Annotated in this window: 8 protein-coding genes; 3 read left to right on the forward strand and 5 right to left on the reverse strand. The window is 71.6% G+C overall.

Annotated elements, in window-relative coordinates:
• Positions 1-1,405: 1,405 nt before the first annotated feature.
• Positions 1,406-3,862 (reverse strand): ATP-binding SpoIIE family protein phosphatase, encoded by a 2,457-nt coding sequence (locus tag G9H71_RS18005; protein WP_166284178.1) that lies wholly within the window; start codon positions 3,860-3,862, stop codon positions 1,406-1,408.
• 500 nt (positions 3,863-4,362) lie between these two features.
• Between G9H71_RS18005 and G9H71_RS25265 the strand changes: the two genes are divergently transcribed.
• Positions 4,363-4,791, forward strand: a complete 429-nt coding sequence (locus tag G9H71_RS25265) for an EAL domain-containing protein (RefSeq protein WP_166284179.1) — start codon at positions 4,363-4,365, stop codon at positions 4,789-4,791.
• Positions 4,788-6,392 (forward strand): methyl-accepting chemotaxis protein, encoded by a 1,605-nt coding sequence (locus G9H71_RS18015; RefSeq protein ID WP_166284180.1) that lies wholly within the window; start codon positions 4,788-4,790, stop codon positions 6,390-6,392. Before G9H71_RS25265 ends, G9H71_RS18015 begins: the two co-directional genes overlap by 4 nt.
• Positions 6,393-6,798: 406 nt before the next feature.
• Here the strand turns inward: G9H71_RS18015 and G9H71_RS18020 are convergent, their stop codons facing one another.
• The 4 genes from G9H71_RS18020 to G9H71_RS18035 all read right to left on the reverse strand — a co-directional run bounded on the left by G9H71_RS18020 (position 6,799) and on the right by G9H71_RS18035 (position 12,582).
• Positions 6,799-7,431: a hypothetical protein gene (locus G9H71_RS18020; RefSeq protein ID WP_166284181.1), complete on the reverse strand. Its 633-nt coding sequence runs from the start codon at positions 7,429-7,431 to the stop codon at positions 6,799-6,801.
• Between the two features lie 679 nt (positions 7,432-8,110).
• Positions 8,111-9,238 (reverse strand): methyltransferase domain-containing protein, encoded by a 1,128-nt coding sequence (locus G9H71_RS18025; protein ID WP_166284182.1) that lies wholly within the window; start codon positions 9,236-9,238, stop codon positions 8,111-8,113.
• 348 nt (positions 9,239-9,586) lie between these two features.
• Positions 9,587-10,924: a GGDEF domain-containing protein gene (locus tag G9H71_RS18030; protein WP_166284183.1), complete on the reverse strand. Its 1,338-nt coding sequence runs from the start codon at positions 10,922-10,924 to the stop codon at positions 9,587-9,589.
• A gap of 191 nt (positions 10,925-11,115) precedes the next feature.
• Positions 11,116-12,582 carry an MFS transporter gene (locus G9H71_RS18035; RefSeq protein WP_166284184.1) on the reverse strand — a complete coding sequence of 489 codons (1,467 nt, stop codon included), beginning with the start codon at positions 12,580-12,582 and terminating at the stop codon, positions 11,116-11,118.
• A 120-nt stretch (positions 12,583-12,702) separates the two neighbouring features.
• Between G9H71_RS18035 and G9H71_RS18040 the strand changes: the two genes are divergently transcribed.
• On the forward strand, positions 12,703-13,371 hold the full coding sequence (locus tag G9H71_RS18040; protein ID WP_166284185.1) for a TetR/AcrR family transcriptional regulator: 669 nt from the start codon (positions 12,703-12,705) through the stop codon (positions 13,369-13,371).
• The last annotated feature ends 88 nt before the right edge of the window (positions 13,372-13,459 follow it).

Below are 13,459 nucleotides of genomic sequence, written 5' to 3' on the forward strand. Positions count from 1 at the left end.
CGAGCTCCCTGTCTGACTCGCTGACCGTCACGCTGGCCTCGCGGTGCCGGTCCGCGCGTCGGCGGGACGGGCAAGCGCGCCGCCGCACGACGGGCAGCGAGCGTTGGGGGGTTGAGCCGACGCGGGGGCGAGCAGGACTGCGCCTGCCCCGAGCCGCGCCCCGTACCGGGCGGCTTCCCAGTGTCGGCGGCAGAGGTAGACGCGGCCGCCGGCGCGACCGTTCAGGACGACGACGGCGGGGTCGTCGCACACTGGGTTCTCGCACACGTGCGAGCGCATGACAATGCCATCCCTCCGTGCACACCGGAAGCGCACTTCGCGGCACGAGGGTTGCCGCGTTGGCAGCGCGCTAGGAAACGCCGCGGCTCTGCCCGGACGAGCCGTACTCCGCGGCCGAGTCGGCACAGGGCGGACGCACGAAACCGCAGGTCACAGCCGTGCCGCTACGTGGCGGCACGAGCCGTACCAGCACCAGGCTGCCTACGGATCAGAAGGTTAGGGGTTCGAGTCCCTTCGGGCGCACACTGTGTCGAGACAGTAGGACGAGGCCCTGGCCTGCGGAAACGCGGCCGGGGCCTTGTGCTGTCAGGGGAAGGCGCGGGAGCCGCTGCTGACCGCTGGACCCTCAAAGGATCCGCTCGTAGTCGTCTCGTAGTCGTCTCCATCGCCGGGTGCCTGGAGCGCGAGGGCGACGCGGTCCGCGGCCTCGCTCGGGATCACGTGCGTGTAGAGGTCGGCCGTGATCGCCGTGCATGGAGTGACCCAGCCGCTCGCTAACGACCTTGATGTCGACGCCGCCGGCGAGCGATGCTGCGCTGGCGTGCCGCAGGTCGTGAAGCCGGATCACCGGCAGCCCGTGCAGCGTGGCGAGCGCCTGGAAGTGGCGGGTGACGTACTCCGGCCGGAGCGGCCAGCCGCCTCGCGAGTGAACACGAGGCCGTGCGACTGCCATGCGTCGCCCCAATCCGAGCCTCGGTCGCCTGTGCTGCGTCGTGCCGCTCCAGGCGCCCGGCCGAGGTGTCGTCGATCGGTGAGAAGCGGGTGGCCCGCTTGGTCTTCGGCGTCCCGACGACGAGCTTGTCCTGGATCTCTCCGTGTTCTGCTGAGCGACGACGAGTTGACGACGCGGAGGTCAACGTCCGCCCCCGCAGCCCGACCGCTTCGCCTGTGCGCGAACCTGCGACTAGAGGCAGGTGGTGAAGGGCCGCGTTCCGTCCTGCGACTTCGCCAGGAGAAGGCGTCCTGCTCGGGCGTCCATGGCTTTGGGTGGCGATGTTCCAGCCGTCGAGTACGAGCACGGCTAATACCGTCAGAACGACGGCCTCAGTGAATGCCAGCCGGCATCCGCCAGCCTCTCCCGAACCCGGGGCGGTTCAGCTCTCGACACCCGATCCCCGTTGGGGGATCAGTCGAGGGAGCCGGCCCAGGGCAGCGGGTCCTGGCCGGCGAGCTGGCGTGCACACTCCTGCGTGACCCAGTCGTCGAGCGCGTCGACGCCCGGTGGTGTCTGGTCACTCAGCAGACTGCCGGTGACGGTCGCCACTCGCAGCTGCTCGAGCGCTGCCACTGCGGCCGCCAGCGACTCCTGGGGCTGCTCGCCCATGGCCAGGCTCAGGTCGCTCGTCCGGTCGCCACGGGTGAAGGCGGCGAGCAGGGCGTCCTCGCTGACCGTCACCCCGTTGCCTGCCCGGTCCTGTGCCCTCAGGCCGTGGCTGTAGATGTCGACGAGGAGCTCGGCGGCCGCTCCGGTGGGGTTGGCGGCGTCCAGGGGCGCTTGCATCAGTTGACACTCGCGGAGCACCGAGCGGTAGTGCTCGCGCGCGCGCATCCCGAGTCGGATGGGGTAGCGCAGCAGCAGGACCTCTTGCAGTTGCTCGCTGTCGGTCTTGGCGGCGTCGGCTCCGGCGTCGAGCAGGTCCCCGAGGTCGGCGAGCCACGAGTCAACCCTCCCCGTGGCACCGCGTCCTGCTGACTCCTCGGTCAGCTCACACCAGACCACTTTGCCACCGGACGGGTACGGGTCACTGCCCCACCGCTCGCTGAGCTGGGCGACCAGCGCGAGGCCTCGCCCCGTGCCCGCCGAGGCGCTGTGCACCAGGACCTGCGGGTGCGCGTCGGATCCGTCCCGCACCTGCAGGTGCAGCACGCCCCGTTCGAGGGCGACGCTCACGGCGAGCTCATCCCGCCCGCCGTGGAGCACCGCGTTGGTGACCAGCTCGGTGAGGCACAGCTCGGCAGCGTCGAGGAGGGCGTCGCCGGCAGTCGGCACTTGTGCGCGCAGTAGCCGTCGCGCCTCGCCGGCGCTTGCGGGCACCGCTGGGAGGACCCTCCATCGCTGGTTCCTGTCGGCGTGCGGCGGGCGGTGCAACAGCACGACGGTCCGGTCGTCCTTCCGCCGGACCGACCCGGTGTCGCGCTCGACGTCGGCGAAGATGGCGTCGATCACACGTTCGCAGTCCAGGGCCTGCTGCGCCCGTGCTGCGCCGGCGGTCGCTTCGGCCAGGAGCCCGAGCAAGCGGCTGGAGCCGTACGCCTGCCCCTCGCGCAGCTCGATGTCCGCGATGCCGTCGGTCGTCACGGCGAGGGTGCCGTCGGGGGGCAGTTCACCCGAGGCCACGGACCAGGCCCCGGGGATGGGCCCGAGCAGTGGCCCGGTAGGCAGAAGCTGCTCGGCCGCGCCTGCGTGCAGCAGTGCAGCGGCCGGGTGCCCGGCGCTCGCGTACCGCAGGACGCCGGTGGGCAGGTCCACGGTGGCGAGGAAGACGGTGAGGAAGCCTTCTTCCGCATCGCCCATCTCGTCGGCCAGGCGCGCGAGTGCCTGGGCGGGGTCCAGGCCCCGCCGCAGGGCACCTGTCACGACGTGCTTGGCGCGAAGGGCCACGAGGCCGGCGTGCGGGCCGTGGCCGGCGGCGTCAGCCACGAGCACGCCCACCTGCTGGCCAGTGACCGGGAAGACGTCGTAGACGTCACCGGGGACGTCCCCTCCCGCGGGGACGGTCCTTCCGGCCCACAACAGCCCTGCTGGCAGCGGCCAGACGGACGGGGCTAGCTCGGCAGTGAGCGCCGCGACGCTCGGGCCCTCCTGCGCAAGCGCCTGTTGCGCTCGAACGGCAACGTCCTCGTTGCGGACGGCCGTCTGCCGTAGCCGTTCCGCGGACTGCGCAACCGCGCGCACGTCAGGGTCCCCGGACGGGACGGGAACCTTCCCCGCCCGAGGTTGCCGCGCCGCTGCCTCGGCGAGCGGCCGGAGCCGACGGAGCGGGCCAAGCACACGCCGCTGGACCTGGGTGGACAGCGCCCCGACCAGCAGCAGCGCGAGCACGGCACTGACCACCACGACCAGGTTGGCGAGGTCCGCGGAGCGCCGGGTCTGGTCGTTGACCAGGTCGGCCTCCGCGTCGACTCTGTCCTGCAAGCTGGCGAGCAGGACGCGCAGCCGATCGAAGCGAGTCTTCCCGGTCCGCGAGGTCACGAGGGCGACGGAGCGAGCCTCGTCCCCGGCGCGGCGGTAGGAGATCTCCGGCTCCGCCGCGCTCCGCCTCCAGTCCTCGCCCGCACGGATCACCGCGCGCAGACGCTCGGCTAACGCCGGGTCGCCCTCGAAGAGGCCGTGGAGCTCAGAAGCGAGCCGCTCTTCCTCACGACGGCCGGCGACGTAAGGCTCGAGGAACTCCTCGCCGCCGGTCACGACGAAGCCACGGACGCCCGTCTCCTGGTCCACGAAGGCCTTCGACAAGTCTGCGAGCTTCGTCCGCGCAGGAGTCAACTGCCCGTCGAGCCGCTCCTGACGATTGCCGCGCTGCACCGACAGCAAAGACCCCGCCGTGGCATCCACCAGCAGCAGGCCGAGTAGGGCGGCCACCAGCACGGCCCTTGCGGCCGGACGACGCGGGAACACGATGAACCCCCTAGCCGCCCGTCCGGCGCCGCATGGCGCTCCCCTCATCTGCCCCGCCCGGGCACTGATCATGTCTCAACGCGCCCTGCCCGCGCTGAGCACCCACCGCCGCACGGGGCAGCCCACCTGTTGCCGCTACCCACCACGGAACGTCCCGTCACCATCCGATCGCATGCCGTGCCGTAGGTGGGTCCTCGGTTGGGCAGGCTGTTCTAGACGGGCGTACGTGGGACGGGGTACGGGGTTGAGCCAGCGCGCGCACTAGCGACACCAGGTGGCGGTTCGAGTGAGCTGCTCGATCTCGCGGCGCGGATCTCGCGCGATCTGCGCGAGATCGCCGTGACGGCGGCAGCCGCGCGTGCGACATGCTGTCGGGCGGTACGCGTGATCGCCGGGGGGCACCTGCCGCCTCCCCCCGGGGCCTTCGGAGTCACTCCCCGTGACGCTCGCGCGGAGATGATCTCGTGCGATGCCGTGCGCGTCGGGCACCTCGAGCCGCTCTCCGGACGGGCCTCGGGGCGGACCGCGTCGACACGGCCATCACCACGACCATATTCACGCTGGCGAAAGCCCTGGACCTCACGGTCGTCGCCGAGGGCGTGGAGCGCCAAGAGCAAGTCGACCAGTTGCGCGGCCTCGGCTGCGACCTGCTTCGACCTTCCTTCTCCAAGGCCAGATCCGGCGACGAAGCTGGTCACCTTCCAGGGCGGCCCGTCGGGGGGACGCCATCTGCAGTGTTCGCCGGCCAGGCCCGGCCAGTCCGGCACCAGCAGCGGATGATTCCTGCCGTACCGCCTGCCGACGCCCGCTGCCGTCCGGAGATACCACTGGCACCCTCAGCTGCGCCTGCTCGTGGCCGATTAGCCGGCAAGGCAACTAAGGAGTTGACGTGAGTACCAGCACCCTGACCCGATGGGTCGCCAATCGCAAGGTCAGCACGCGGATCCTGATGATCGTCGCAGTTCTCGCCGCGGTGTCGATCAGCGTCGGGGTTGTCGGCATCCGCGCACTCGGGTCCACCTCACAGGGCACCGAGCGGCTCTACGACAAGAACGTGACCGGCCTGCTCGCCACCAGCAAGGCGCATCAGGAGCAGATCAAGTCCCGCATGCTGATCGCGAACTTCGCCGTGTCGCAGGACCAGAAGACGATGGACGTCTACCGGCAGAAGATGAACGACACCGACCGTGACCTCGACGCTGCCATCGAGGAGTACGAGGGCGTCGGCATCGGGGAAGAGAAGGCGGACTGGGAAGAGTTCAAGGCTCTGCTGGCCACGTTCCGCCAGATCCGCGACACCCAGATGATCCCGGTGGCCGCGACGAACAACATGGTCGAGTACCAGCGAGTCCGCGACACGGTCGCCCAGCCGGTCATCGACAAGATGCTCGGCGCCCTCGACCGGGTCGAGGCCTATCAGCAGGCAGAGGCCCAGGACCAGGTGACGGTCGCCAGGAGCGACTACAGCACAGCACGCACCACCGTCATCGTCGCCCTGCTGCTCGGCCTTGCCCTTGCGGTCGCGCTCGCGCTGCTCGTCTCGCGCGGCATCGTCACGGCCTTGCGCCGGGTGAAGCACGCCGTCGACGGCATGGCGGACGGTGACCTGACCAGAGCGGTCGACGTCCAGAGCAACGACGAGCTGGGCCAGATGGCCGACGCGCTGCGGCGCGCCCAGACCGGCGTCAGTGAGGCCGTGTCCACCATCGCCTCCTCCGCCGATGCTCTGGCCGCCTCCTCCGAGGAGCTGACCAGTGTCTCCGGTCAGATCGCGTCCTCCGCAGCCGAGACCTCCGAGCGGGCCGCCAGCGTGTCCGCCGCCGCGGAGCAGGTCTCCCAGAACGTGCAGACGGTCTCTGCCGGCGCGGAGCAGATGGGCGCTTCCATCCAGGAGATCGCGTTGAACACCAACGAGGCCGCCCGTGTCGCCTCCCACGCTGTCGCCGTCGCGGAGCAGACCAATCAAACGATCACCGCCCTCGGCCGCTCCTCCCAGGAGATCACCGACGTCGTCAAGGTCATCACCACCATCGCCGACCAGACCAAGCTGCTGGCGCTCAATGCGACCATCGAGGCCGCTCGCGCCGGCGAGGCAGGCAAGGGTTTCGCCGTTGTCGCGGGCGAGGTCAAGGACCTGGCGCAGGAGACTGCCCGCGCCACCGAGGACATCGTCCGCCGCGTCACCGCCATCCAGGCCGACACCGGAGACGCCGTAGCCGCCATCGGTGAGATCGCCGCCATCGTCGCCCGCATCAACGACTTCCAGACCACGATCGCCTCCGCTGTCGAGGAGCAGTCAGCGACCACAGGGGAGATGAACAGGAACGTCACCGAGACCTCGACCGCGTCGACGGAGATCGCCACGAGCATCGGTGCCGTCGCCGTCGCGGCCGAGACGACCACGGCCGGCGTCGAGCAGTCTCAGCAGGCCGCCGCCGAGCTTGCCCGCATGTCCAGCGACCTCCAGTCCATCGTCGGCCGCTTCCGGTACTAGTCGCGCCGCCGGCCTGGTCACCGCACCGCGCGGTGACCAGGCCGGTCCGCGGTCAGGGCGCCATCTGCCAGTGGAAGTGCGTCATGTGCTTCGACCAGTTCTTGATGACCTTTGTTGCCACTCGCCCGTCGGCCAGCACCACTCCTCGGATGGCTGACGCAGACGGCGGCGGTTGCCGCGTCTCGCGCGTTGAACGAGCGATGAAAGGCGGCTTGCTCGGTCGTGATGGGAATCGTGGTGGACGATGCAGGAGTTCAGGCGTGCCCGCGGGCCGAGTCTTGTAGGCGAGAAGCCACGATTCCCGGTTCCACAGTGGCCGGCACTGGACATGTCCGCCAGAACACCCGAAGAGCCTCGCCATGCGGCGAGGCCCTTCGGTGATGCAGCTTTCCCGACGCTGCAGGATCTACTTCGTGCGGAACACCCGCACCGTGATCCGGTAGTGCGCGCCGTCCTTCCGGTGGTCGACGACGTAGTTCTTCGTCCAGCCCGGGAAGCGCAGGTCGGCGTCCAGCCCCTCCTGCGAGAAGGACGTCGTGACCCGGCCGAGCGACTGGTCGTCCGGGCTGGTCGCGCCGAGGGAGCTCGCCGCGGTGAACGGGCTCCAGCGGCCCTCCTCCTCCCACACGTGCGACGTGACGGAGAACGGGGCGTGGAGGGCGTACTGGTGGCAGGTCCAGGTGTCCCCGTCGAGCGCGGAGAGCCACGGCCGGCCGGTGTTGACGGTAGGCATCGGGTGGGAGAGGCACGACTGGTCCGCGGCGATCGTCCGGGTGTCACCGGTGTCCATGCCGAACTTGGCCGTCTGGGTCTCGGCCGTGCTGCCACGCGGGTACGTGACGCGGAAGCCGGCGTAGATCTCGTCCTGGCCGAACCAGTCCGGGCCCGTCTCGTCGACGGCATGGACGTTGAGCACCTGGACCATGTAGGCCTTGCTCAGGTCCTCGGGGGCGGTCGCGGCCGACGCGCTGGCGGACGGGGCGAGCAGGGCGCCACCGACGAGAGCGGCAGCAGCGGCGGTGCGGGCGGTGCGGTTCATGGCGATTCCTTTGGGAGAGGTTCCCCGTCGTTCGGGGCTGAGACCACTCTCGCCGCGCCTGCTCACGAACGACTGACACCCGGCTTACACCGCCCCCCGCAGCTGCGTGAGGAGCCGCGAGCTTCTCCTCCCTGCCCTGCCCAGGCTGCGGGCGCGGCACCCTCGGCTCGGCACGAGAGCACGCGGATGCAGGAAGTGCAATGCATGCTCGTGCGCGCGTCTTGCAGCTTTGCCTGCGCTCTGAACGCGGCGCGACGTCGGCCGTCGAGGCGTGCAGAGTGCAGGTCAGCGGCAGCGCAGCCTCGGCCAGCCCTGCCCGGGCGACCAGGGGACGAGGGCCGCGCGCGCGGTGTGGTGACGAGCGTTGACGTCGCCCCGCGGACGTACCGACCAAGGGCGACCGGACGAGGAAGCCGCTGCGCGGTCGCGTCGATGACGGAGGGCGGGAGGCCGGGGGCGCCCAGCAGCGCGCGGACGGCCCGGATGACAAGGGCCCCGTCGACAGCGGTGTCGACGGGGCCCAGCACGTGCTTGCGTAGCACCGGCACAGCCCGCACCGGCGGCGTAGGGAAGGCCAGATGGTCGTTCGGACGGCACGGACGAGCACCAAGACCACACGGCGTGCCGTAGCCGGCTGTCACGTCGCCGGCGGTCGGGCGAGAAGTAGGGACGTCGGCGGTCAGCCTTCGAGGTGGTAGAAGCGCCAGAACGGGTGGGCGATGTCCACGACGGCGCAACGGGAGAAGCCCGCTTCGTGCGCCCAACGCCGCATCGTGCCCGGGCGCAGCACGGTGCCGTTGGCCTCCTTGGCGTCCTCGGCCCGCGTCGCCGGGAGGCAATGCAACACGCTGAAGCCGTAGTTGAAGCGGTCGATCACGCCGGCCGGCGCCTCGAACTCCTCCGCCGCGCCCTCGTCCGCGACGAGAATGCCGCCGCCGGGCTTGAGCAGGTCGCGCGCCGAGCGCAGCGCCCCGACCGGGTCGCCCATGTCGTGCAGCGCCTCGAAGACCGTGACGACGTCGACGCTGCCGGGCCCCAGGTGGGCCGACGCCTCGGCACTGTCCGCGAGCAGGAAGCGCACCCGCTCCGACAGTCCAGCAGCCGTGGCCGCCGCCTGCGCTTCCGCGACCGAGGTCGGGTCGAGGTCGAGCCCGATCACTCGAGCGTTCTCGAACCCCCGGGCGATGGCGATCGAGGACGCCCCCGAGCCACACCCCAGGTCGAGCACGGTCACCTCCGCCCCCGACGTCAGCTGGTCGTGCAGCTCGGGAACGGCCGGGATCCACGTCGACGCGAGCTCGTTGACGAACATCGGCCGGTTGAGGGCCGCGATTCCCGCGCGCAGGTGCGGCCCGAAAGCCGAGTACGCAATCCCCGTCCCTTCCCGGTACGCCTTCGGCAGCAGGGGCATGACGCTCGCCACTCCCGCTGCGACCTGAGCGATCCCAGCAGCGAAGTACGGCGAGTCGCCCTCGGTGAGCACTTCGGCGTGCGCCGGGCTCAAGGAGTAGGAGCGGGCACTGGCGTCCGCGCTCGGTGGCGCGAGCTCGAGCACGGCGCAGGCAGCCTGTTGCTCGAGCCACTCCCGCGCGTACCGCTCGTCGATCCCCGCGCGCTCTGCGAGCTCGCTCGGTGTCGCGGGCGCATGCCGGAGCGCGGTGTAGAGCCCGAGCTCGCGGCCGAGGTGCACCGCCCCGAGCTCCAGTGCCCCCAGCAGCGCCTCGAGCAGCCGCTGTCCCAGCACCTCACGCGGGTCGGGTGCGAGGTCGGCTGGGACGGGCTGCACAGGGATGTCGGTCATGGTCATGGCCCCTCCTCGGGGGTTTGCAGTGTCGGTCCCGACACGCTCCCTTGAGGCCCTGTCAGCGCGCTGACAGCTCACTCACACCCCCGCCCACGCCATCGCGGGGCGTTCCTGTGGCGCTCGGCCCTACCGCAGCTGCAGACGGCAGGCCGGATGTCGCTGCGGCAACGATCAGCGGTGATGGCGTGCAAGATCCTCGTCGGCCAAGCCGCGATCGCCGAGGAGGCGGCCGATGCACGAGGGCCCGTCCCCACCGCGAGGCCACGCGGCGGCACCGGGAGGACAGAGCGCCGCTCACACTATGCACGTCACGCAGGCCCGGGCGTGCTCGCCGGCCTGTGCGGTCGCGTATCAGCCCGCGCTGCCGGCCTTGTCCGCGTACATCTGCCGGTCCGCTGCCGCCAGCAGCTCGCCGGCCGTCTGGCCCTCGGCCCACTCGGCGACCCCGACGGCGACGGAGACCGACGGCGCGCTCGCTCGCAGCCGGGCGATGACCTGCTGCCCTGCCGCTTCGTCGGTGTCCGGCATGAGCACGACGAACTCGTCGCCTCCGATGCGGGCCAGCTGGTCCTCGCGGCGCAGTGCGGTGCGCCAGCACCGGGCGGCGTCCTGCAGCAGCGCGTCCCCGGCGGCGTGGCCCTGCTGGTCGTTGACGGACTTGAGCCCGTTGACGTCGAGGACCGCCACCGTCAACGGTCGCCTGGCCCTGCTCGCGCGGGCCACGAAGCGGGCCAGCTCGGTGTCGGCGGCCCGCCGGTTCGGCAGCCCGGTGAGCGCGTCCTGCGTCGCGGCGGCGGCAAGCTGGGCGACGAGGTCGGCACGGCTGATCGCGAGAGCCGCGTCGGCGGACAGCAGCGGCATGAGCCGGCGTACCCGCTGCGGCGGCTCGGGCACGGCGGTGCGCCAGGCCACCACGAGGACCCCGACCACCGAGCCGCCCGCAACCACCGGATGGAAGAAGCCCGACGCTGCTCCTGAAGCGCGCACGAGCTCGGGGTCGGCCTGCGGATGCGCCGCCAGATCGGGCAGGAACACCGGGATACCCGTGTCGAAGACCTCGCGCGTCACCGATCCGCGCTCGTCCGGCCGGGGAACCCGGAGCTGCTGCCCGGACGGCATTCCCGGGGCGACGGCGCGTGCCGTGGCGGAGAGCGTCCCCTCGCGCTGCTCGGCGAGGAAGACCCCATCAGCCTCCGCGAGCATGAGCGCGCCGGAGCAGAGCATGTCCCGTGCCTGCTGCGGGTCGTCGGCCTCGAGGATCGCGCGGGACAAGGAGGCGAGCTGCTCCAGGTCCGAGCTGAGCCGTCGCTCCGCGGCGAGCTGCGCGCGCAGCTCCGTCACGTTCCGGACGAGCGTGAGCACGTGCTCCTCGGTCAGCGGCACGTGGCTCACGAGCAGGTGGCGGAACTCGCCGGTGAGCGGCGACCGCGCCTCGAAGTCCGCCGCGATCCCGGCTTGCTCGTCCAGGCAGCGCCCGAGGTCGGCCCGGAGGGTCAGGCCGGGCTGGCGCAGCAGGCCGTGGACCGCGGCCTGCATGCCGGCCAGCCCGGCGCCGGTGAGCGCCTCGGCCGGCGCGTTCCCCGCGACGAGCACGAAGCCGTCCGGCGCGACCCTCCGCCAGATCCACGCCGGGTCCGGGCCGTGGAGGAACACCGGTCCGGCCAGCGCCACCACGGCGTCCAGGTTCACGGAGAGAATGTTCCACGCGAGGAGCGGCTCACGCGCTGTCAGCCCGGCGTCGTCACATCGTCCGAGTACCGGCGTCTCAGCACAGCGGAGCGTTGCGGCCGCCGTAGCAGGGCGCTCCCGCGCGTCCTGGCACCCATACGAAGGGCGCCCCCACCGGTGCGGTGGAAGCGCCCTTCGGAGCTGTGGATGGCTCAGTGCCGGGCGGCCGTACGCCCCGGCAGCAGCGCGCCGGCGACCGCGGCGAGCACGAGGATCCCGGCCGAGACGAGCAGGCCGCGGCCGTACCCGGACGTCAAGGCCTCGGCCGCCGGCTGCCCGGCCTCCCGCAGGCTCCCTGCGTGGGTGTTCGCGATGGTGGCCAGGACCGCGAGGCCGACCGCGCCGCCGACCTGGCGCGAGGTGTTGAGCAGGCCCGACGCGAGGCCTGCCTGCCGCGGCTCCACGCCTGCGGTGGCGGCCACGGTCATCGGCACCATCGTCAGGCCCAGCCCGAGCGACAGCACGATGGTCGCCGGCAGGACGTCGGTCGCGTACGCCCCGTCCGCCGAGAAGCGCGACAGCCACGCCAGCCCGGTTGCGGTGAGCAGCGGCCCGACGACGAGCAGCGGGCGCGGCCCGATCTTGCGGACCAGCTTCCCGGAGACCTGCGACGCGATGACGATCGAGACGCTGCTGGGCAGGAACGCGAGACCGGCCTCGAGCGGGCTGTAGCCGTGCACCTGCTGCAGGTAGAGCGTGAGGAAGAACCAGTAGGCGAACATGCCGCCACCTACGAAGGCTGCTACACCGTTCGCGGCGGACAGCGCGCGCAGCCGGAAGATGCCGAGCGGCACGAGGGGCTGGCTCGACCGCGCCTCGATCAGCAGGAACACGCCCAGCAGCGCGAGCCCGGCGATCAGCGGGACGAGGGTGTGCGCCGACCCCCAGGCGTAGGTGTCCGTGCTGACGATCGCGTAGACGATGGCGGTCAGGCCGAGGGTCACGGTGACGGTGCCGGGGACGTCGAGGCTGCGCACGCCGCGCACCTGGCCCTTCGACTCGAGCAGGACCGCGACCGCGCCGATGAAGAGCGCGAGACCGATCGGCCCGTTGACGAACAGGACCCACCGCCAGGACAGCAGGTCGGTCAGGACGCCCCCGGCGAGCGCGCCGAGCGCGCCACCAGCGCCGACGACGGAGCCCCAGATGCCGAGCGCGCGCGCCCGGGCGTGCGGCTCGGTGTATGTCGTGGTGAGCAGGCTCAGCGTGGCCGGCGCGAGGACGGCGCCACCGATGCCCTGGACGGCGCGCGCGGCGACGATGGTCGCCTCGTTCTGCGCGAAGCCGCCGACGACGCTGGCGAGCGTGAAGACCGTGAGGCCGAAGAGGAAGACGCGCTTGCGGCCAAACAGGTCCGCCGCCCGGCCGCCGAAGAGCAGGAAGCCCGCGAACGTCAGCGTGTAGGCGTTGACCACCCACTGCAGGCCGTTGGTGCTGAGCCCGAGGTCGTGCTGCATCGACGGGAGCGCGACGTTCACGATCGAGACGTCGAGGATGACCATGAACTGAGCGGCGCACGCGATGAGCAGCACCGCCCAGCTCGGGAAGTGCGCATGCGTGTTGCCGTGGGTGTGCGCCGCTGCGGGTGCCCCCGTCGGTGCGGTCTGCGTGGTGCTCATGAATCCCTCGTCCTGCTGGTTGCCTGCTGCAACAGTAGAGCCACTACAGCGTTGTGGCCAACTCAAGAACCTGGACGGTCTATTCCTGGAGCTGCTCCGGCCGGAGGTACCGTGGAGGGCATGGAGGAGACGACGGGCCGCCGCGAGCGCAAGAAGCTCGCCACCCGGCAGGCGATCCTCGACGCCGCCCGCCCGCTCTTCCTCGAGCGCGGGTTCGACCCCGTGACGATCGCGGAGATCGCCGAGGCGGCCGACGTGTCCGTGGCCACGGTCTTCAACCACTTCCGGACCAAGGAAGACATCGTCTTCTGGAACCAGCCCGCCGACGAGCGCGCGCTGGCCGACGCCGTCCGGTCGGCCGCCACCGGGGAGCCGGTCGTGGACGCCGTCCGGCGCTACGAGGAGCAGCGCCTCGCCGCCAAGCAGGAGCCGCAGGCGATGACGGGCTACCGCCGCTTCCTCGTGGTCCTCGCCGGCAGCGAGACGCTGCGGGCCCGGGACCGCTGGATCGAGGTGCGCCGCCGCGAGGAGCTGCATGCCGCGCTCGCCGAGACGCTGGGGGACTCCACCACGGCGGTGGAGGTCGAGCTGCTCGCCGGGCAGCTCGTGGCCGCGCACCGCGCGATCGACACGGTCGTACGCCGCGGCGTCCTCGCCGAGGACCGTCCCGCCAAGGTCCACCGGGCGGCGATGGCTGCGGTCGACCTGGTGTTCGGCGCCCTCGACGTCGGCGTGCGCGGCTACCGCGCCGCGGAGCAGCGCGGGCTCGTGGACGCCCCCGCCGGATAGCGCGCCGGCCGCCGCGCAGCGTGACCGCTTTTCCGGGAGGAGCCCGCTATGCCCGTGGGGAGCGGACCGAGCTCGCGCGCACGACCAG

The sequence above is a fragment of the Motilibacter deserti genome (assembly GCF_011250635.1).
In the GTDB taxonomy this organism is placed as follows: Bacteria; Actinomycetota; Actinomycetes; order Motilibacterales; family Motilibacteraceae; genus Motilibacter_A; species Motilibacter_A deserti.

What these genes read in the sequence shown, in the direction of transcription:
- G9H71_RS18020 (WP_166284181.1), bottom strand. Translation starts at nt 7,431, where the DNA reads ATGAACCGCACCGCCCGCACCGCCGCTGCTGCCGCTCTCGTCGGTGGC.
- G9H71_RS18025 (WP_166284182.1), bottom strand. Translation starts at nt 9,238, where the DNA reads ATGACCATGACCGACATCCCTGTGCAGCCCGTCCCAGCCGACCTCGCA.
- G9H71_RS18035 (WP_166284184.1), bottom strand. Translation starts at nt 12,582, where the DNA reads ATGAGCACCACGCAGACCGCACCGACGGGGGCACCCGCAGCGGCGCAC.
- G9H71_RS18040 (WP_166284185.1), top strand. Translation starts at nt 12,703, where the DNA reads ATGGAGGAGACGACGGGCCGCCGCGAGCGCAAGAAGCTCGCCACCCGG.